This window comes from Harryflintia acetispora (genome assembly GCA_004340125.1).
Lineage (GTDB): Bacteria > Bacillota > Clostridia > Oscillospirales > Ruminococcaceae > Harryflintia > Harryflintia acetispora.
The window spans coordinates 249,407-269,291 of record SLUK01000002.1 but is presented as its reverse complement, the minus strand read 5'-3'; the positions used below and the strand labels follow the sequence as shown (position 1 = coordinate 269,291).

General features: G+C 57.8%; 16 protein-coding genes and 1 other annotated feature. Of the genes, 4 read left to right on the top strand and 12 right to left on the bottom strand.

From position 1 onward, the window contains the following. Window positions 1-45: 45 nt before the first annotated feature. Both EDD78_RS14095 and EDD78_RS03890 read left to right on the top strand, forming a co-directional pair. A complete protein-coding gene (locus EDD78_RS14095; RefSeq protein ID WP_207668649.1) occupies window positions 46-1,437 on the top strand; it encodes a hypothetical protein in 1,392 nt (463 codons plus the stop codon). A gap of 160 nt (window positions 1,438-1,597) precedes the next feature. Continuing rightward, the gene (locus EDD78_RS03890) at window positions 1,598-3,478 is read left to right on the top strand and encodes a PASTA domain-containing protein (RefSeq protein WP_132084037.1); all 1,881 of its coding nucleotides are present in this window, start codon (window positions 1,598-1,600) and stop codon (window positions 3,476-3,478) included. Window positions 3,479-3,540: 62 nt separating this feature from the next. On the opposite strand, the gene EDD78_RS03885 is transcribed toward EDD78_RS03890, so the two are convergent. The 12 genes from EDD78_RS03885 to EDD78_RS03830 all read right to left on the bottom strand — a co-directional run bounded on the left by EDD78_RS03885 (window position 3,541) and on the right by EDD78_RS03830 (window position 15,926). Further along, a complete protein-coding gene (locus EDD78_RS03885; protein ID WP_132084128.1) occupies window positions 3,541-4,233 on the bottom strand; it encodes an endonuclease III domain-containing protein in 693 nt (230 codons plus the stop codon). Further along, entirely contained in the window at window positions 4,226-5,263 is a 1,038-nt protein-coding gene (locus EDD78_RS03880; RefSeq protein ID WP_132084035.1) for a tyrosine-type recombinase/integrase, read from the bottom strand. Before EDD78_RS03880 ends, EDD78_RS03885 begins: the two co-directional genes overlap by 8 nt. Window positions 5,264-5,437: 174 nt before the next feature. Continuing rightward, window positions 5,438-5,977: a hypothetical protein gene (locus EDD78_RS03875; RefSeq protein ID WP_079699313.1), complete on the bottom strand. Its 540-nt coding sequence runs from the start codon at window positions 5,975-5,977 to the stop codon at window positions 5,438-5,440. Between the two features lie 27 nt (window positions 5,978-6,004). Then, window positions 6,005-6,613 carry a J domain-containing protein gene (locus EDD78_RS03870; RefSeq protein ID WP_079699315.1) on the bottom strand — a complete coding sequence of 203 codons (609 nt, stop codon included), beginning with the start codon at window positions 6,611-6,613 and terminating at the stop codon, window positions 6,005-6,007. Window positions 6,614-6,636: 23 nt separating this feature from the next. Continuing rightward, window positions 6,637-7,515: a DUF5685 family protein gene (locus tag EDD78_RS03865; protein WP_132084033.1), complete on the bottom strand. Its 879-nt coding sequence runs from the start codon at window positions 7,513-7,515 to the stop codon at window positions 6,637-6,639. 141 nt (window positions 7,516-7,656) lie between these two features. Next, window positions 7,657-11,295, bottom strand: a complete 3,639-nt coding sequence (locus EDD78_RS03860; RefSeq protein ID WP_132084032.1) for an N-acetylmuramoyl-L-alanine amidase — start codon at window positions 11,293-11,295, stop codon at window positions 7,657-7,659. Between the two features lie 44 nt (window positions 11,296-11,339). Further along, complete coding sequence (locus EDD78_RS03855) at window positions 11,340-12,746, bottom strand: glycoside hydrolase family 10-like protein (RefSeq protein WP_132084030.1); 1,407 nt, start codon at window positions 12,744-12,746, stop codon at window positions 11,340-11,342. Between the two features lie 273 nt (window positions 12,747-13,019). Then, window positions 13,020-13,382 (bottom strand): type II toxin-antitoxin system PemK/MazF family toxin, encoded by a 363-nt coding sequence (locus EDD78_RS03850; RefSeq protein WP_079700438.1) that lies wholly within the window; start codon window positions 13,380-13,382, stop codon window positions 13,020-13,022. Between the two features lie 204 nt (window positions 13,383-13,586). Beyond that, on the bottom strand, window positions 13,587-14,123 hold the full coding sequence (locus EDD78_RS03845) for a hypothetical protein (RefSeq protein ID WP_132084028.1): 537 nt from the start codon (window positions 14,121-14,123) through the stop codon (window positions 13,587-13,589). A gap of 27 nt (window positions 14,124-14,150) precedes the next feature. After that, window positions 14,151-15,026 carry an NAD(P)H-hydrate dehydratase gene (locus EDD78_RS03840; RefSeq protein ID WP_132084027.1) on the bottom strand — a complete coding sequence of 292 codons (876 nt, stop codon included), beginning with the start codon at window positions 15,024-15,026 and terminating at the stop codon, window positions 14,151-14,153. Beyond that, the gene (acpS, locus tag EDD78_RS03835) at window positions 15,007-15,387 is read right to left on the bottom strand and encodes a holo-ACP synthase (protein ID WP_132084025.1); all 381 of its coding nucleotides are present in this window, start codon (window positions 15,385-15,387) and stop codon (window positions 15,007-15,009) included. The genes EDD78_RS03840 and acpS overlap by 20 nt, the downstream gene beginning before the upstream one ends. Next, window positions 15,384-15,926: a DUF6106 family protein gene (locus tag EDD78_RS03830; protein ID WP_079699324.1), complete on the bottom strand. Its 543-nt coding sequence runs from the start codon at window positions 15,924-15,926 to the stop codon at window positions 15,384-15,386. Before EDD78_RS03830 ends, acpS begins: the two co-directional genes overlap by 4 nt. Window positions 15,927-16,042: 116 nt before the next feature. Then, window positions 16,043-16,303 (top strand) — a binding site (T-box leader). Window positions 16,304-16,386: 83 nt separating this feature from the next. On the opposite strand from EDD78_RS03830, the gene pheS reads away from it, so the two are divergent. Then, complete coding sequence (pheS, locus tag EDD78_RS03825; RefSeq protein ID WP_132084023.1) at window positions 16,387-17,406, top strand: phenylalanine--tRNA ligase subunit alpha; 1,020 nt, start codon at window positions 16,387-16,389, stop codon at window positions 17,404-17,406. Between the two features lie 30 nt (window positions 17,407-17,436). Then, window positions 17,437-19,818 carry a phenylalanine--tRNA ligase subunit beta gene (gene pheT / locus EDD78_RS03820; RefSeq protein WP_079699326.1) on the top strand — a complete coding sequence of 794 codons (2,382 nt, stop codon included), beginning with the start codon at window positions 17,437-17,439 and terminating at the stop codon, window positions 19,816-19,818. The last annotated feature ends 67 nt before the right edge of the window (window positions 19,819-19,885 follow it).

The window sequence follows — 19,885 nt, the reverse complement described above, 5'->3', positions numbered from 1 at the left end:
AATTTATTGCTATAATGATTCCGACATAATTTATGGGGGATCACTATGACAAAATGCTTCTTCCAACTTCTTTTTACTTTCTTATTGCTGTTTGTAACCTTCTTTACAGCTTCCGCCCAGCAAACTGTCGTCGATCATCCGGCCGACAGCCAGCTAAGCCCTGTACTGGATTTTATAACGATTGAAAACGGCCCGCCTGTTAGCGGGCTGGACTTTGACAGCTATTATCAACTGAACACGCCGGGCCTTTATCGTGGCACCGTCACCTATCATATCGAAGACGTCAGCAAAGTGTCCGTCCTGGCGCTCTCCCGCAACGGCAGCTTCGCATCCATCTATCAAAGCGGGCTGATCCGCGGCTACAATTCCTCCAACCTGGGCAGCGACCCTTTCCGCCTGAGCTTGCAACCCGATAATGACCTGCTGCTCGCGATCGGCAATTTCGGGACTTTCTGCTGCTATCTCAATCAATACAGCTTCGCCTTCGGCCGGGTGGAGCTCGACGCTTCCAAGGAGGTTTTTCCTTACGGGGTGAACATCCTGTATTCGTCGGACGGAAGCCGCTTTACCTCCACCCAAGGGAAGTTTTCAATCAAGGAAACGGTCGGCTCCGGGCGGTACGTTTACCTGGAGGAATACTCCGCTCCCGTTCCAAAAAGCGCGCAGTTTATCCGGCTTGAGGTGATGAATGCGCCCTACCTCACCGCGCCGGACGGAAGCAAGTCGAGGAATACCGAATCGCTGCTCGCCGTGCTGCAAACTACCTTTTTGATCGAACCGGACGAACCCTCCAGCTCCTCGTCGGATTCGTCCGAGGAAAGCAGTTCCTCAAGCTCATCCAGCAGTTCTTCGAGCCCGTCGGGCGATGACAGCTCGTCAACCTCATCGAGTTCTTCCGAAAGTCCCGGGTCTGATGTAAGCTCTTCGTCCTCCGAACCAGGCGACTCAAGCGGGGAGGATGGGCCCAACATTATTTATCCCTCCGGTTCGTCCGGCGGCAGAGAGAGTTCGTCCAGAACGCGCTCCTACAACAACAAAGTGCATCTTGCGCCAAATGTTCCGAAATCAGAAGAGAGTGCGGGCCGCACCGGTACGGGAGGCGGGAGCGTAAGGCGCAGCTCTTCCGCGGCGGGCGCCGCTGCGCCGGCCGCGGGGGACTCCTATGTGATGTCCAATTCCTCCTCCGATGCCCCGTCCGAGGTTACGCTCGGGGAATCCACCCCGTCCGCTTCCTCCTCCAGCGAGGAGGAAAGGGAGGAACTGGACATCACGAAAGGGGTCAAAGATTCCAACGACGTCATCGAAAATCCCGGCGCAATGGAGATATTCTTTGTCACGATTTACGCTGTCGGCTCTGTCGCCCTCTTCGGAGGCTTCGTCGTCCCGAAGCTGCTGCAGCAAATCCGTTTGAAGGGGCAGGGCAGAAAAAAGAAATGATTTTTACGGGCCATAGATCATTTATCTATGGCCCGTAAGTTTTCATTTTATAGGGGGCTGCCTTTTTTGATAAAAATGAGCTTGCACTTTTGTGCAAATTAATATATATTATAATAGTAGTCTTATGGGTTTGAAAGGCCCAGGTTCGGGAGGATTGTAGATGACGGTTGCTCAGAAAAACCTCTGCATGGGCTGTATGTCCCAGAAGGATTATGACGGCCCCTGTAAAAAATGTGGATACCAGGATAAATCCACCTACAACGTCGACTATCTACCGCCGGAGACGGTGCTGAGCGGGCGTTACCTTGTGGGCAAACTCCTCTCCTCCAACGGGGAGAGCGCGGTTTATATCGGCTATGACCTGGAAACGGACAGCAAGGTCTGGGTGCGGGAACTCATGCCTTATGACCTGGTATCGCGCAACCACTCCACGCTCCAGCTGCGTCCGATCAAGGGATGCGAAACCAAATACAAGGGGATCGTCGCCGAGTTCGAGGATCTCTTTAAAACCCTGCAAAACCTGAATATCAAGGGTACCAGCCAGGTGCTGGACGTCTTTAGCGAACACAGCACCATCTATGTGGCTTTCCGTTACATCAACAGCATGACCCTCGGCGAAATTCTTAACCGCTGCGGCGGCGAAATCAAATGGGCCAACTGCAAAAAGACCTTCATGCATCTGCTCAACACCGTTTCGTTGGTGCACAAGAAGGGGCTGATCCACGCTGGGATCAGCCCGCAGACCATCCTGATCGACGAAAAGGGGACGCCCTATCTCACCTGCTTTGCTATCAACGAGGCGCGCAGCGACAACAGCGACATCAGCTGCGAGCTCTTTGACGGCTACAGCGCGCCCGAGCAGTACGACAGCAAGCACTGGTACGGGGAGTGGACCGATGTCTATGCGCTGGCAGCTGTGCTGTACCGCACCGTCACCGGGACCATGCCGCCCAATTCCCAGGGGCGCAAGCTCAACGACAATTTGGTCGACGCCATTGAGCTGGATGAAAACATCCCGGAAAATGTCTCCGAGGCCATCCACGACGCCATGCGGCTGTCCACCGACAAGCGGACCAAAACGGTGGATGGTTTTACCTCGCGCCTGCTCGATTGCACCTCCTCCAATACCGCCATCTATAACGCGGATATGGTGGACGATGTGCAAAAGCGGCTGCTCAACCTTTCGGAAGAGCCGGAAGGGGAGCCGCAGGTCCCGATAAAAGCCGAGGATGTCCCCCTCAGCCGCAAGGAGCGCAAGGCCCTCAAAAAGGCGGAGAGGCAGGAGGTCCATAAGAAACGTCACCGGCGCAACACCTTTCTGACCGTCTTTATCCCGATGGTGCTGACCACCATTGTACTCGGCGTGGTTATCTGGCTGTTCATCTCCTACAAATATGAGGAGATCCACCAAGGTGTTGCAAACTATGTTTCAAACGGAGACACCTCCAGTGATTCCTCCAGCGCCTCGGCCAGTTCCGCAGTGGAAGAGGCCGGCGGCGTGCCCAATTTTGTCGGGCAGTACATCGACATCATTACCTCGAACACCGATTATAACGCCCGGTTCGAGTTTTCCATCGTCCACGAATACAACGACCTTTTTCCGGAAGGAGTGGTCTATGACCAGTCCCCGGCAGCAAACACCCCAATGCTCAATAAAGGCACCATCATCCTGTCGGTCAGCAAGGGCTCCAAGACTGTAAAGCTCCCGAACCTTACAGGGAGCACCGTCGATTTGGCCATCCAGACCCTGACCGATATGGAGCTGAAATACAAGGTGATCTACGTCATCAAGGACGAGTATGTGGAAGGGCAGGTCGCTTATACCGAACCGGCGGCGGATACGGTGGTCAATATCGGCGACGAGGTTTTGATCTTTACCAAGCAGACCGCCGGCGTGAGCTCCTCGGGGGACGAAGACGAGGAAAAGGAATCTTCTTCCAGTGGTAAATCGAGCAGCAGCTCCAAGGCTTCCTCCAAATCTAAAAAATCAAGCTCTCAAGAATCGAGCCAGGTAGAGCCGCATTTTGCATCCAAAGACTAAAATAAACCCCCGGCACGGATTCCCGTGCCGGGGGTTTTTAATGTCTGACGGCGTCTCTGTTTCTATAGGGCCGCCGCCTTATCTTTTTTGGGTTTCGCTTTCTTCTGAGCCTTTTGCAGCTCGGCAAAATGGTCGCAGCAGGCGTTGAGCACGCATCGATCGCACTGCGGCCGGTTGGCCACGCAGACCGCCCGTCCATGGAGGACCAGCCGGTGGCAGAAATCGCCCGAACGGTCCAGCGGCAGAATCTCCCGCAGTTGCATCTCCACCTTATATGGGTCCTTGCCCTTGGAGAGCCCGAGCAGGTTGGTGATCCGGATACAGTGGGTATCGCAGACCACCGAATCCTTGCCGTAAATGTCGCCAACCACCAGATTGGCCGTCTTGCGGCCCACGCCGGGGAGCTTGACCAGCTCCTCGATGGTGTCCGGCACCTGGCCCTGGTAGACGTCGCGCAGCATGATCGCCATATTTTTGAGGTCCCGTGCCTTGGTCTTATACAGCCCGCAGGGATGGACAATCCGCTCGAGCTCCTCAAGATCCGCCTCGGCAAAGTCGTCGATGGTCTTATATTTTTGGAATAATTCCTTGGTCACGATATTGACCCTCGCATCGGTACACTGCGCCGACAGCCGGGTGGACATCAAAAGCTCGTGCGGCTTTTCCATATCGTGCTCCAGCGAGCAGATGGCATCCGGATACGCCTGTTCCAGCAAATCCACCGCCATCAGCGCTTTCTTTTGCAGCTTATTCATCCTCATGCTCCTTTTTCTTATTCTGTTCCAGCGCCTGCAGAGCCCTCTGGCGCTCAGTTTTGATCTTCACGTTGGCCAGCGGGGACAGGGAAGCCGCCCGTTCGATCTGCTTGTCCGAAACATGGGTGTATATCTCCGTGGTGGACAGATTGGAATGCCCCAGAATCTCCTTGAGCGCCCGGATGTCAACCCCGCCGTGCTGGTACATCAGGGTGGCCGCCGTATGCCGCAGCTTATGCGGAGAGTAGCCCTTGCCGTCCAGGTCCGAGACGGCGAGGCCGCTTTGTACAATCTGCTCGACCCGGCGCGGTGTGATCCGCCGCCCCTGGCCCGAGACGAACAGGGCGTTCGGCTCCTTTTTGGAGGGCTTGCGTACCTTGATGTACTGTTTTAAGGCGTTCAGGCAGGCATCGTTCAGATAGACCACCCGCTCCTTGTTGCCCTTGCCCAGCAGCCGCAGCGAATTGTCCCGGATGTCCTGCACGTCAATCCCGCACAGCTCGCTCAGGCGCATACCGCAGTTTAAGAACAGAGTAATGATGCAATAATCCCGCTCATAGTTTTTCCCCTCCGGAAGATTGACCAAAAGCTCCAAACTTTCCTCAAGGGTCAGATACCGCGGCATCGCCCGTCTGGTGGAAGGCATTTCCAAATCCTTCATGGGATTTTCTTCCAAAAACTGTGTTTTGGTCGTGATGTACTTATAGAACGAGCGCAGTGCCGAAACCTTGCGCGCACGGGTATTGGCGTTGTTTTTTCGTTCGGAGAGGGTATAGTTGAGATAAGCGTAAACATCCGAGAGCGTCACCGAACAGATCACATTGTTGGAAAGCCCTGTGATGTCGATCTCATCGAGCGAAAGCCCGGGATCACTGTGAAGAATCTTTACAAACATAATATAACGCAAAAAGAGCCGCAGGTCAACGTGATAAGCCTCGACCGTTTTTTGGGATCGTCCGCGGATGGTCTGCATATAAAAGAGAAAGTCCCGCAACAACTGCGGGCAGTCCGCAAATGCCTGATTGGACATCATGTCGCCTCCTTGCCGTTTTTGATTCCCTCTATTTCGCTAAATTTTTCTTTAGCGAAATTATATCATATTTTTTTCCTCCTGTCAAACCTCTCTTCCCCCAAACAACCACAATATTGCCGGGCACAGGCGAAGCCATGAAAAAAGCGCGGAGCTGCAAATGCAGCCCGCGCGCTACTGAATCTTACGCAAAATCTTTGGCCTAAACCAACTGGTATAGACATAGGTCAGGTTGGTAATGGCGAAATCATATATAATAAACATAATATTGCCGAGCAAAATCAAAACCAGCAACGAATACTGCCCAAACATCCCGGTTTCCTCAAGTACCTCGTCAATGCCCATAATATAAATCAGGATGGCATAACAGCCGATCACTGAGGCGTTAAAGATCAAAAACTTGACCAGATATTCAATCAGCCGCGGCCGGAGCTGCTCCAGCTTTGACTTGATAATCGGATAATATCCGAAAAAGCCGACAAAGAGAAAGGCCGCCTCTTTTACCGGCACGATGATCAGCGACAGGATTGAGACTGCCACATAGACCAGCGTGGCCGTCGGGCGCCCGTTTTCAAATACCACCGCGATCAGCACGATCCCCGCCAGTGCCGGAAAGGCAAATTGCGTAAAAGGGAACATGCAGGTCATGAACATCAAAAACAGGCAGAGCGAGGCGCAGATGCCGCCCATGGCGACCTGGGTGCTCTTTTTCACCTGTGTCCCCTCCCCTGTCTTCCACCGTCAGCAGCAGCGGATCAAATCGCCGCCCATGCACTCGCAACAGCAGTCCGCACAGATCAGCCCGGAACACATGTCGCAGGCGCTGCAGCCGCCCGCCATGTTTCCCGGTTGGCGGTAGGGCCCCTGCTCGGTGCCGGGACGCCCGGTCTGACGCTGCCACATCAGGTTGTTATAGGCCGCAGTGTACTCCGGGTTGTTCGGATTCATCCGGCAGGCCTGCGCGAAGTGGTTAAACGCCTCGTCCAGCCAGCCGCGGGAATAGAAAACGCTGCCCTTGAGAAAATACCATTCGGCGTCCCGATTGGCCGACGGTACGCCGCCCAGCAGCTCCTCCGCCTCCACCAGGCGGTTCTGGTTGATCAGCCTGCGCACATCCGAAAAGGCGCCGGACGTGCCGCCGGAGCGGGCGGAACCGCTGTTACGACGCATTTTCATAATGCTGTCGTACGCTTCATTGACCTCTTTCATCTTTTCCGACGCCAGGTCGGCCAGCGGATTATTCTGATAGCTGTCCGGATGATATTTTCTCGCCAGCTCCCGGTAAGCCTCCTTGATCTGCTCGTCGGTCGCATTGGGCGATACTCCTAATACCTTGTATGGATCGGTCATTGATTCTTCCCCTTCTGCCAGATTTACACACCTGTATCTTTTTCTGCCTCGGGGCCGCTGGCCAGCGTCTGCACGGTGGCCTTGAGCCCCAGATTGATCACATTGGATAATATCCCCTCATAGCGGCGCAGCCGCAAAAGATCGAAGGATTTGACAATCTCCCCCATCGTGAGGTTGAGCGAGAAGACGGCTTCCTCCCTGAGTCTGTCCAGCGGCAGGCCGTTTGGCGCGCCGCTGCGCAGCACAAAGGGGTTGTAGCGCTTTTTTGCAATGTCCTCCCCGATGTCGTCGAGCGCATCGCACAGGTACACCCAACGCCCGAGCAGATACCCTAGGCGGGAAAGCACGCGGCGCTCCCCTTCCTCCTGTGAGAGTTCTTCAAAAAGAAAGGCCAGGCAATTTGCAGTCGGCTCGCTTGCCCGGTCGACACTATCACAATTATTTTGCTCAAGAGCGGCCTGATCTTTCATCTGCTCACCAATTCGCCGATCAAGCTTTGGATATTCGGCCGCCGCCTTTTTTCGCGCACGGCGCGCAAAGGGCAGCGCCAGGCGGTAAAGCAGCTTTTGGGGATACCGTTCATCCTGGATATTATCCAGAATTTTATAGTAGTAGATGAGCATCGCCACCGAAGCGCTGTAATGCAGGCTTTGGCAGCTGACGCAGCAGGGCTTCTTTTTGAGCGGGTTATACAGGCAGTTTTCGGTCTTGAACTGCGGGCTTTCGTCTCCCAGCGCCATGTCCAGCAGCGCCAGGAAGGTGAAGTCATAGCTGAGCGTCAGCCTCGCAAAGGGGCCGTAGGAATGCGAGAGCTGTTTGCAAAGCCCACAATAGATCGCCTTGTAGGTATCGAATTCACAGATACGAAGCTGCGGCTTCCACGGTTTGATATATCCGAACACCCGGCAAACACACCCTTGCATTGATCGACCGATCACGGTCTAAACAAATATTATTTTACATCACTCTGCACTCTTTTTGATTAACAAAGTGTAAATATCAGGGAAACAGTATGAGCGGCCTCATAAGAGTACGCCGCCTGGCTATTCCACAGTAATTTTGATCCGGTCGCTCAGATCGCTCCCGTCGGTGGTGCTCACCGTGATGACGGCGGTGCCCTCCCCGCGCGCCCGGACCTTCCCGCTTGAGGAGACGGTCGCCACTTCCTCGTCGTCCGACTCATATTCCAGCTCGGCATCGTCCTCCAGGGAGGATGGCGTGATCTCCACCTCGATCTGGTAGGTGTCCCCTTCCTCGAGGGTCACGCGCGACTCGGTGATCTCGATGTCCTCGATCTCCTCATCATTGTCATCGTCCTCGTCGTCGGAAACCACCTCGACCTTGCACTTCTTGGTGTAATCCCCGTCCCGGGTGGTCACCGTGACGGTGGCGCTGCCCTCGCTGACAGCCTTCAGCTTCCCGCTCGAAGAGACGGTGACGACATCCTCATCGTCCGATTCCCACTCCACCCGGGTATCTTCGGCGTCCGAAGGCTTCACCTGCGCCTCGAGGCGGTAAGTCTCGCCTATCTTGAGCTTGACGCTGGATTTACTCAGAGACACTCCGCTCACCGAACCATCGCCCGAGCCGCTGCTCTCATCTTCTTCCTCGTCTTCGTCGATCGGGTCGTCGTTCCCGCCCGATATCCCGGTGCTGATGGTTTTGACATAGGAAGCGACCGAATCCGCAATTGCCTCGGCCACCTTGTCCTGGTAAGAGGATTTGGTAAGCTTTTTGTATTCGCTCTTGTTGCTCAAAAAGCCGCACTCGATGAGGACCGAAGCGAACCGGCTGTCGGTGGTCACCCAATAGCGCGCCTGTTTGGCGCCGCGGTTGTCGGTATCCAGCGCATTGGATACCTGTTTGGACGAGATGCTTGCGAGCGTCTGCCCGAAGGGATAGAAGTAATAGACCTCGCTGCCGGTGGCCGAGGTGTTCACCGAGGAATTGGAATGGATGCTGATATAGATGTTCGCATCGTAGGCCCTGGCCGCCTCCAGGCGCTGATTGAGGGTGAGATAGGGGTCGGTCTTGATCAGCTTGACCTCGGCCCCCTTATCCGCCAGCGCCTCGGCGGTCTTCTCGGCGATGACCGCGTTGATCTCCGCCTCGCTCACGTCCGGATAGTAGCCGGCAGTCCCCTTGTCCTTGCCGCCGTGCCCCGGGTCGATGGCGATCCGCACGTTCGAGATCGAGGTCGGCGGGTTGGTCAGGCGCAGTACCAGCTTGTCCCCCTTGTAATAGGAGTGGTATCCCAGGAAGGAGCCCGACTGGGTGAAGCCCAGGGAAAGGGTGCCCTCCGACCAGTCGGCCGAACGGATGACCGGGTTGTCCGAGACCTTCTGCGACTTGGGGGTCGAGGAGGTGTATTTGAAGTCAAATTTGATCCCGCTGCTGGAATAACTGACCGTATAAGGCACCGGTTGCTGGGTATCCAGCGTGACATAGGTGTACCGCTTGTCGCTGGTAATCTTCATCGACTCGATCACATTTCCGGTGGACAGTTCGCCGGAGGTTTTGTTGATGTCGTCGGCATAGACGCGCACACCGGACTGGAGCTTATAATATTTATAGGTGTCGTCCCCGTTTTTATAGGTGATCATCTCGCCCACCGTATAGTCCTTGGTCCCCTTGGGCAGCGGAAAATAGGCTGGATCGGTCTCGTTGCCCAGCTTGTCCGGCGGGAAGGTCTTGGCCGCCTCGGCGGTCACAACGATCAGATCCCCATCCCCGGCGGCGACCACCGGGTTGATCGAGATCGAGGCCCCCTCCTTGCTGTCCGAAATCCCCTGCCACTGGCCGGAAATTTTAAGCATTCCGAGATTCTGCTTCTCCCCGGTGGCGGCGGGCACGGTGTACTCCCCGACGAATTTGACGTAGGAGCTGTCCTCGTCGGTGCTGTCGTCGATCGAGGTGTCCTTGCTCATTGGGATCGAGGCTCCGCCCAGCGATGCCGACACCGCCGCATCCTCGTAGGCCAATGCGGTGATCTGCAGCTTCATCCCGCCTTCGAGCGCCACGCTGCCTGTGGGGGATACCTCCTTGATGATCTGCACATTGCGGGTGATTTTAAAGACCTGGCTCTTGCCCTTGTGCTCGAAGGTGAAGGTGTTGAGCCCCGGCTCGAGGTCCTGGGTGGTGGTGAAGTATCCGTTTTCATCGGTGTCCAGCACCTCGCCGTTGACGCTGACCTCGAAGTTCGGGTCGGATGCACCGCGGAAGACCATCACCGGCTCGAAGGTGGAAAAATCCATCTGGTCCGGCTTGGTGACGGCCAGCTCGGTCAGGACATGGTCGACGTTGACCTCGTGCTTGAAGAGCTTGATGAGCAGGTCGGTGCTGGTCTGGGGGTTCTCGATGAGACGGGAGAGACTGTTGAAAATCCCGCCCTCGTAGGCCTCGCACTCCTGGGCATAGATCACCTGCTGGGCGATCTCGTCAGGCGAGGAGAAGCCCGGTGCGTCGGTGCAGACCTTGTCCTCAGGATAAATGACATAGAGCGGCAGGCCGCCAGACTGCGCCACCTTGGACCACCACTGCGCGACCTCCTGGAAGGGCTCGGTCCCGCTGTCGGTATAGCCGCCCGGGCGCAGGGCGACGAAATCGGCCAGCTTTTCGGTGACGAATTTTTTGGTGTCGGCGTTCCCGCCGCTGAGCGCGGTAAACTGGGCCGCAGTCTGGGTGCCCTCCGGCTCGGCGGCGGCGTTCTCCCACACCCCGTCCACCACGATCCCGACCTGGGTGCCCTTGGCGCTCTCCCGGATCGCGCCGCTGACCGCCGTAAAGAGCGCCTCGCTGTAGGAACGCATATATTCCCGGTAGCCGATCCCGGCCCCGGATTTTATGTAACCGGCATAAGAATCCGGCAGCGTCTCGTTGTAATAGCTGTCGACCAGGATCCCGTCGAGCTGGTACTTGTCCGCAAATTTGGCGGCGTTTTCGGCGGCGAAGTCGATCACCCCGGTGTCCACGCTCTCCTGCCGCACAGCGTTTCCGCCCTGGTCGATGGTGCTCGCCTCGTAGACGGCGTAGACGTACATATCCTGCTCGCGCGCCTTGTCCACGATGGTCTGCAGAATGTCGATCTCGTTGGTGGCCGGCTGCATCTCCCCGGTCTGGTAGATGGCCTTCCCATCACCATAGGGCAGCGCCACCACCGCGTTCATGGTCAGGGCTTTCGCCGACTCGAGCGCTTTGGCGATCCCCTCTTCGATTGCCTGCGCGCCGCCGCTGGTGGGATAATCCACCCCCGGCGTGAGATAGACCGCGCGCATCTCGTCCGGGACGTTATAATGGATGTTCTCCTCTTTATTTTCGTCTTTTTCCTCTTCCTCCCCGAGCGCGGGGTCGAAGGACTCCCCGTTGGAGCTCGAGCTTTCCTCTTCCTCGGAGGAGCTGCCCTCCCCGGCGCTTTCGTCTTCGGAGTCGGATTCCTCCTGGGAGGGCTCGTCCGATTCTTCCTTAGAAGAGGGCGCAGCAAACTGCGGCCCCTGCACGGCGGAGCCGCCCTCCTCCCGCGGGCTTTCTGCCTGCGAGGAGGAAGAGGAAGCGCCTACGGGGGCCGCAAAGGGAAAAAGGTCCCGCGCAAAGAACGACAATGCGCCGATGAGACCGGTCATGACGAGAAATATAAGTACGATGATGACGGTGAACAGGGTCTTATTTCTGAAAAAGCGCTCCAAGCCGTTCTCTCACCCTTTCCTGCATTTGATTCGGTCAAAGAACCTTACTGCATGAGCGCCTTCAAATTGGAAAGCTCCTGCGCCACCTGCCCGCTCACCGCCGCATCCGGGGCGAACAGGGAGGCGTAGCGGTACATGGCGAAACCCCCGTAGCTCTCCTGTTCCCGGCTGGCTTCTACCATCTTGCACAGCAGATCACGAGTGCCGATCCATTCGTTCGAGCCGCTGCCCGCCCACTGGTCCTGGAGCCCCAGCTTATACGGGGCGATCCCGATATACAGCTTGACGGAATCGGATTTCACCATCCGGTCCCACTCTTCCACCGTACGCTGGAAGGGGGCGGATTCGTTTTCAAAGCCAAAGTAGACCTGCGGGCAGATATAGTCCACATAGCCCTCGTTGGCCAGCCACTTGGCCACGTCGATAAACTGCTTGTTGTAATTGTTCTCGTTGTTGCCCTGGGGCGATATGCCAAAAACGGCGCTGCTCTTCGTTTCCTTGACCGCCCGGTAGACCTGCTGCACCAGCGTATTGACGTTCTCCCGCCGCCAGTTGCTCAGCGAGAGCTCCCCTCCTTCTGCCTTGTAGCGGTCATAGGAATCCTGGTCGAAAGCCGCCTCGGTGGTGGGATAGAAATAGTCGTCGAAGTGGATACCCTCCACTTCATAATTGAGCAGGATTTCCCGCACCCCGTTTACGATCAGCTCACGCGCCTTCTCACTCGCGGGATTGTAATAGAGGCCGCCCGAGAAGGACACGACGTCGTCGCTGCCCTCGCTTTGCCACTTCTGCGCCTGGTTCTCCGAGCTCAGCGGCTTGTCGTTGCCGCTCGCGCGCACCCGGTAGGGGTTGATCCAGGCTTCGATGCGAAGCGCGCGCGCGTGGGCCTCCTCGATCATCACCTGCAGCGGATCGAAGCCGGGGTCCTGCCCTTCGGCGCCGCTGGCGACATAGGACCAGGGGAAATAGTCGGAATCATAGAGCGCATCGCCGTTCGGGCGCACCTGCACAAAGACGGTGTTGAAGCCGGCGTCCGCAACCTCGCCGAAGGCGCCGGAGATATTCTGGCGGAACTGCTCTTCACCGAGGCCCTTCAGCATGGTTTCAAATTCGAGATAGGAGAACCAGACGGCGCGCACCTCGTCCGGGCTCTGCACAGCGGGTTTTGTCTGAGTGGCGGCCGTCTCGGTCACACCGCTCTCCTCTTCTTCCCCGTCCTCATCGGCCTGCTGCGAGCCGGAGGATTCCTCCCTGCTCTCGTCTCCGAGGCCGGGGTCCTCGTCCGCCGGCGGGTTTTCCGCCGGATATTCGGTCTCGGCCAGCGCCGGGCTGACTATGGTAACGGTTTCGCTGGCCGTCTGATAAGGCGTCTCGTCAGCGGGCTTCGTCGCACAAGATGTCATGGCCAGGATCAGCCCGGCCGAAAGAAGAGTGGTGAGAAGTCTGCGCATGGGTTACCTCCGATTACAATTTACAATTACAATATCTGATACGGCTTGTCTTTTTTCGCGTGATGTCCTGTCAAATCCGCATAAAAATACAGCATAATTTTACACCATAGCGCCCGCCAGGTCAATCTTTTTGTCATTCCAATGCTGCCCTCCTGTTATTTTATGATGCACCGCTTGGCGCTTAGAACCCCGCACAAACAAAAGGGGCGTCCGGTGTGACGGGGATTCCCATCACACCGGACGCCCGGGGGCACCGATATTCCCTATGTAATATTAGTGCCCGTCGCCCGAAAAATTGAGCCCGAAGCTGACGCCCAACGCTTGGTTCACCTTGGTCATCGAGCCGTCGTCCAGCCTGCCCATTTTTTCTTTGAGCCTTCTTTTGTCGATCGTCCTCACCTGTTCGAGCAGGACAACGGAATCCCGGGAGAGGCCGCAGTCCGGCGAATTGAGCTCGATGTGGGTCGGCAGCTTGGACTTCTCCTTCTGGGAAGTGATGGCCGCCGCAATCACGGTGGGGCTGAATTTATTACCAACGTCGTTTTGAACTATCAATACAGGCCTGACGCCACCCTGTTCGGAACCCACTACCGGGCTGAGGTCCGCATAGTAGATTTCTCCTCTTTTGACAGTCACGTCTATCACGCTCCGCCTTTCGTGTTATTTTGAACTATCTATAGCATGGTCGCAAATCAAAAAGATTATTCAAGCCGGTCAAATTGATTGACCGCCCGGAAGGGCGCAGCGCCTGCCCTCCCACTTTCATCATATTACCGGCAAAGCGGATTTGACAGCAAAGCGCCCGGCCGAGGACAGCTCTCGGCCGGGCGCTTTGCTTCTTTATGTAGTGGGGGCGCTGTCAAACACCGCCTGAAACTCCAGATTATCGATGGTTATTTGGATGGGTAAAAATTTTCCCTGACCGTCCCGGTCGACCACCAATTCCATCTTGCCATAGTCGGTCTGCAGGTCGATTTGATAGGGGGCCTTCCCGGAGGGGATTTTAAACGAGAGGCCGTTGGCGGTGTCCAGGGCAAATTTCAGCAGCCCCGGCACCGAGGTCTTCGGCAGCACCTGGCGGTCTACCGCAAAGCGGATCCCTTCATATTCGGTGCGGTACTCCTCCGGCGCGGTCTCCAGCGTCAGGCCCGACAGGTTCCCCGGCTGTTCCAGCGTGAGGGCCAGCTCCCCGTCCAGCGTGCGGGTCATCCTCCCCTTTAGCTCCAGTCCGGAATAATGCAGCTGCAGTGCACACTCCATCTGCTCGGGCAGCCCGACAGTCCCGCTCTTTTCCAAAGCGCCCCTTTGCGCGCACCCCGCAAAGAGTATGGCCAGAGCGCCCAGCAGAATCAGTCCCCTCGTTTTCAGTTTGCGCATAGAGTACTCCCCTCACAGAACAGGCCCTCAGCGGCCGTTTCTGATGAAAATTTCGGGAAGATCGTCCAGCAGGTCGGGCGGCTGCATACAGTAGCGGGACATCCGGCGGGCAGTCAGGTCCGCCGCGGCCCCATGCAGATAGACCCCGCAAGCCGCGGCCCAGAGCGGATCGAGCCCCTGAGCGAGCAGGGAACCGATCATCCCGCTGAGGATGTCGCCGCTGCCGCCCTTGGCAAGGCCGCTGTTCCCGCTGGTGTTTTCCAGCAGCTGCCCGTCGGGCGAGGCGATCAGGGTGTGCGGGCCTTTGAGCACCACCCAGACGCCGTAATCCTTTGCCAGCGTGCGCGCGGCCCCTTCGCGGTCCCGGTGGACCGCCTCGATCGTACTGCGGCACAGCCGGGCCATCTCGCCCTCGTGCGGGGTCAAAATCACCTTTGTCGGCGCTTCCCGTAGTATATCTATGCCGCGCGCCAGTGCGTTTATGCCATCGGCGTCCAGCACCAACGGGCCCTCAAAATGCAGAAGCACCCCGCGCACCAGGGCTTCGGTGTCCGCGTCCAGCCCCAATCCGCAGCCGAGCACCATCGCGCCGTATCCGGCGGCCTCGCGCAGGACGGTCTGCGCCGCCGAGCGGGAGATGCGCCCCTCGGCGTTTTCGGGCAGTACGCTCAGGGTCGGGGTGATCAGGTGGTGGGATATGTTGTCGCACACCTCGGGCGTGGAGGCGAGGGAGACATAGCCGCAGCCGCTGCGCAGCGCACCCATAGTCGCCAGTACCGCCGCGCCGCGGAAGCTGCGGCTCCCGGCGACGAGATAGAGCTTCCCGGCGCTCCCCTTGTGCAGGTCGTCCGCTTTCGGCGGAATATGCGAAAAAACGGTTTTTTCATCCAGCAGCGTGCGCATTTCGATCCTCCTCCATCACCACCACGGCGGTGGCATACCGCCGGCAATGGCTGATACTTACCGAAAAAGAGCGCCCGGCCGCTTTTTCCCTGGCTCTTCCCTCCAGCAGCAGGTAAGGCTTCCCACATTCGTCCCGCAGCACCGAGACCTCGCTGAGAGAGAAGCCCCGCACCCCGGTGCCCAGGGCCTTGGAGAAGGCCTCCTTGGCACAGTAATTCCCGGCGGCGGACTGGGCCCGGAAATTCTTTTCCCTGAGCCACTCGATTTCCGCATGAGAAAAGACCCTCGTTAAAAAACGAGGGTTCTTTAAGGATTTTTCCATCCTTTCGATCTCTAAAATGTCGGTGCCGACCGCGATCATTGCGCCGTCCTCTTGACAAAGACCTCGAAGGCAAGCTGGCGGGGAAGGTACTTCTTCATGTTTTCGAGCATGGCCTCGCTCGCATTGAAGACCAGCAGGGTACGCCCGAGCTTGGCGTGGTTGAAGACCGCGTACCATACTTCGGGGTCTTCGGGATTGCTGCAAACCATCAGCTTGGTCTGATAGGTCTTGTTCTGGTGCTCGGCCGCCTTATACTTGCCCAGCTCCTCGAAGGAGGAGCATTTGACAGAGACCAGGCGCTTGCGCTTGCGCTGGGCGATGATCTTGTCCACATCGATGTCGCCGTTGGTCAGCACATACTCGAACTCCACGTTCATCGCGGTGACGAGATACCACATCCCATAGACCGCTCCTGCGATGGCCAGGTACCCGAACATCGAGAAGAAGCCGAGTAGGGGCGAGAGGAAGAAGAGCGCGAACACCAGTGCGATCCCGGTCAGGATAATCAAAACTTTCAGCAGAAGGTCCCGCGGGGTAGAACGTTTTTTGATTAAATACTCCATAAATGTATCGGACATAGCAAATAACCTCCACTTGTCTGTTAAGGTTTAGTATAACATAGAAAAAGAGCCCGTTCAATTACTTTTCTTCTTGCACCCGCCCAAATTTTGTGCTAAAATATTGTCCAACAGCGATAAACACGTTGACTGGGAGAGTAGGACACCCCTCCCCTTTTCAGAGAGGCGCGGCAGTGCTGAAAGCCGCCCAGGGGGATCTGTCTCGAAGTTCACCCACGAGTGGCGCGGCTCAACGGACAATGGTTTCAGTAGGCCGCGACGGTTCGCCCCGTTACAGGACGGCGGGAGTGTCGGCTCCCGGCAAAGTGTTTGCCCCTCCGGGCAAAAAAGCGGGTGGTACCGCGGAAGACGCTTATATGCGGTCTTTCGTCCCTCTATAAGGGATGAAGGGCCGTTTTTTCGTATATTCCCAATCTTAAATATCCGGCTAAATGAAACACAGAAAGGAAGAATTGTCCTCATGAAACAGGCAATTGAAAACATCCGCAACCTTGCACACGAGGCGCTGGAAAGCTCGCAGAGCCTCAAGGAGATCGACGAGATCCGGGTGCGCTTTCTCGGGAAAAAGGGGGAGCTGACCAACATCCTGAAACAGATGGGCTCCCTCTCGGCCGAGGAGCGGCCGGTGATCGGCCAGCTGGCCAACGAAATCCGCGCCAAGATCGAAACCGAGATCACCTCCCGCATCTCCCAGCTTAAGGAACAGGAGCTGGAGCGCCGTCTGCGCGAGGAGCGCCTGGACGTCACCCTGCCCAGCACCCGCCATCCGCTGGGCAAGCAGCACCCCATCAACCAGGTGCTCGACGAGGTGAAGGACATCTTCCTCGGAATGGGCTTCTCGATCACCGAGGGCCCCGAGGTGGAGACCGACTACTACAACTTCGAGGCGCTCAACCTCCCGAAGGACCACCCGGCGCGGGACACCCAGGACACCTTCTATATTTCTGACAATATCCTGCTGCGCACCCAGACCTCCCCGGTGCAGATCCGGGTGATGGAGCGGCAAAAGCCCCCCGTGCGGGTGATCGTGCCCGGCCGGGTCTTCCGCTCGGACGCGGTGGACGCCACCCACTCCCCCATCTTCCACCAGATCGAGGGCCTGGTGGTGGACAAGGGGGTCACCATGGCCGACCTCAAGGGGACCTTAGAAATCTTCGTCAAGGAGCTTTACGGCCCTGAGACGGTGGTGCGCTTTCGGCCCCACCACTTCCCGTTCACCGAGCCCTCCGCCGAGATGGACATCATGTGCTTCGAGTGCCAGGGCAAGGGGTGCAGCCTGTGCAAGGGCGAGGGCTGGATCGAAATCCTCGGCTGCGGCATGGTCCATCCGAAGGTGCTGCAAAACGTCGGGATCGACCCGGACGAGTACAGCGGCTTCGCCTTCGGGATGGGACTCGAGCGGATCGTGATGCGCCGTTACAACATCAAGGACCTGCGCCTGTTCTATGAAAACGACGTGCGGTTCCTCGGGCAGTTCTAGTCTAAAGGGATAAGGAAAGGAAGAACGAACATGAATTTATCAATGAAGTGGCTTTCCGATTATGTGAAAATAGACGCGCCGATCCACGATTTCTGCGAAGCGATGACCATGTCCGGTTCCAAGGTCGAGGGATATACCGTCGAAGGCAGCGAGATTTCCAGGGTCGTCGTGGGCAAGGTCCTCTCGGTCGAAAAACATCCGAACGCCGATTCGCTGGTGGTCTGTATGCTCGACGTGGCCCAGGAGCAGCCCATCCAGATCGTGACGGGCGCCGACAACGTCGTGCCCGGCGCCCTGGTGCCGGTCGCGCTCGACGGCTCCACCCTGCCCCACGGTGTCAAAATCCGCAAGGGCAAGCTACGCGGCGAGCTCTCCAACGGCATGATGTGCTCGCTGCCCGAGCTGGCGCTGACCCTGCACGACTTCCCCTACGGCACGGAAGAGGGTATTTTCCTGCTGGGCGAGGACTGCGAGGGCAAGCCGGGGGACGACATCCGTCCGGTGATCGGCCTCGACGACACCTGCGTCGAGTTCGAGATCACCTCCAACCGTCCGGACTGCCTGTCGGTGCTGGGACTTGCCAGAGAGGCCGCCGCGACCTACAAGGTGCCCTTCGTGGCCCCGCAGCCGAAGGTGCAGAAGGAAACGGACGACATCAAAAACCTTCTCAGCGTCGAAGTGCAAAGCCCGGAGCTCTGCCCCCGCTACGTGGCGCGCATGGTCAAGAATGTCAAGATCGGGCCCTCCCCGCGCTGGATGCGCGAGCGGCTGCGCGCAAGCGGCGTGCGTCCGATCAACAACATCGTGGACATCACCAACTACGTCATGCTCGAATACGGCCAGCCGATGCATGCCTTCGATTACAAGTACGTCAAGGACGGCAAGATCATCGCGCGTAACGCCCGCCCCGGCGAGACGCTGACCACCCTGGACGGGATCGAACGCAAGCTGGACGAGCAGATGCTGGTCATCGCCGACAGCGAAAAGCCCTCGGCCGTCGCCGGCGTGATGGGCGGCGAGTACAGCGGGATCGCAGACGACACCGAGATGATCGTCTTCGAGTCCGCCTGCTTCAAGGGCAGCTCGATCCGCACCACCTCCAAAAAGCTGGGGCTGCGCACCGAAAGCTCCTCCCGGTTCGAGAAGGGGCTCGACCCCGAGACCTGTATCCCGGCCGTACAGCGCGCCTGCGAGCTGGTCGAGCTGCTGGGCGCCGGAGAGGTCGTCGGGGGAATGATCGACGTGGACAACGCCGACCACACGCCGCGCACTCTGCCGCTGACCCCCGAGTGGATCAACGAGTTCCTCGGAATCGAGATTCCCACCGGCGAGATGGAAAACATCCTGCGCGCCATCGACTTCAAGGTGGAAAACGGTGTCATCACCGTCCCCTCCTTCCGGGCCGACATCGAGACCAAAGCGGACGTGGCCGAGGAAATCGCGCGCTTTTATGGGTATAATAATATTCCGACCACCACGCTGCGCGGCAGCGCGCAGGGCCACCTCACCGAGCGTCAGAAGTTTGAGGGCGTCGTCTCCCGCACCCTGCTCGCCCAGGGGCTCAGCGAAATCATCACCTATTCCTTCATCAGCCCGAAGTATTACGACAAGATCTGCCTGCCGGCACAGTGCAAAGAGCGCGATTCTTTGAAGATCCTCAACCCCCTGGGCGAGGACACCAGTGTCATGCGCACCACCACCCTGCCCTCGATGCTCGAGACCCTCTCGCGCAACTACAACAATCGCAACCAGTCCGCGCTCCTCTTCGAGATCGGCACCGAGTACACCCCCACCGGCGACGATCAGCTTCCGGTCGAAAAGAAGCAGATCACCCTGGGGTGCTACCAGGACGGCTACGACTTCTTCGCCATCAAGGGCGCCGTCGAAACACTGCTGGAGGCGCTGGACGTCAAGGATTACGATTTCGTCCAGAAGGAGGACGATCCCTCCTTCCATCCCGGGCGCTGCGCCGAAATCCTGGTCGGCGGGCAGGTCTGCGGCGTGATCGGCGAGGTGCATCCCCGCGTCTGCCTCAACTATGAGATCGGCACCCGGGTCTATGCGGCCAAGCTGGACGTGGACCTGCTGTACGAAAACCGCGACCACGAAAAAACCTTCGTGCCGCTGCCCAAGTTCCCCGCCTCCAGCCGCGACCTCGCGCTGATCTGTGACGAGGGCATGCCGGTGGCGACGCTGGAAAAGACGATCCGCGCCTCGGTCGGAGGCGTTTTGGAGAGTGTGAAGCTCTTCGACGTCTACCAGGGCGCCCAGATCGAAAAGGGCAAGAAGAGCGTGGCCTACTCCATTTCAATGCGCGCGCAGGACCGCACCCTCACCGACGAGGAAGCCGACGCCGCCGTCAAGCGCACCCTCAAGGCGCTCTCCCAGCTGGGCGTCACTTTACGCGCATAAGCTCCCAGGGCTTGTTCACAGAACGTTTACTTGAAAAAAATGCTGATTTGATGTATCCTAACACTGT

Bases quoted from the DNA above. Each gene is read 5' to 3' on its own strand.
- EDD78_RS03855 (WP_132084030.1), bottom strand. From the start codon at position 12,746: ATGCGCAGACTTCTCACCACTCTTCTTTCGGCCGGGCTGATCCTGGCC.
- pheS (WP_132084023.1), top strand. From the start codon at position 16,387: ATGAAACAGGCAATTGAAAACATCCGCAACCTTGCACACGAGGCGCTG.
- EDD78_RS14095 (WP_207668649.1), top strand. From the start codon at position 46: ATGACAAAATGCTTCTTCCAACTTCTTTTTACTTTCTTATTGCTGTTT.
- EDD78_RS03880 (WP_132084035.1), bottom strand. From the start codon at position 5,263: ATGTCCAATCAGGCATTTGCGGACTGCCCGCAGTTGTTGCGGGACTTT.
- EDD78_RS03845 (WP_132084028.1), bottom strand. From the start codon at position 14,123: ATGCGCAAACTGAAAACGAGGGGACTGATTCTGCTGGGCGCTCTGGCC.
- pheT (WP_079699326.1), top strand. From the start codon at position 17,437: ATGAATTTATCAATGAAGTGGCTTTCCGATTATGTGAAAATAGACGCG.
- EDD78_RS03885 (WP_132084128.1), bottom strand. From the start codon at position 4,233: ATGAATAAGCTGCAAAAGAAAGCGCTGATGGCGGTGGATTTGCTGGAA.
- EDD78_RS03830 (WP_079699324.1), bottom strand. From the start codon at position 15,926: ATGTCCGATACATTTATGGAGTATTTAATCAAAAAACGTTCTACCCCG.
- EDD78_RS03890 (WP_132084037.1), top strand. From the start codon at position 1,598: ATGACGGTTGCTCAGAAAAACCTCTGCATGGGCTGTATGTCCCAGAAG.
- EDD78_RS03870 (WP_079699315.1), bottom strand. From the start codon at position 6,613: ATGACCGATCCATACAAGGTATTAGGAGTATCGCCCAATGCGACCGAC.
- acpS (WP_132084025.1), bottom strand. From the start codon at position 15,387: ATGATCGCGGTCGGCACCGACATTTTAGAGATCGAAAGGATGGAAAAA.
- EDD78_RS03840 (WP_132084027.1), bottom strand. From the start codon at position 15,026: ATGCGCACGCTGCTGGATGAAAAAACCGTTTTTTCGCATATTCCGCCG.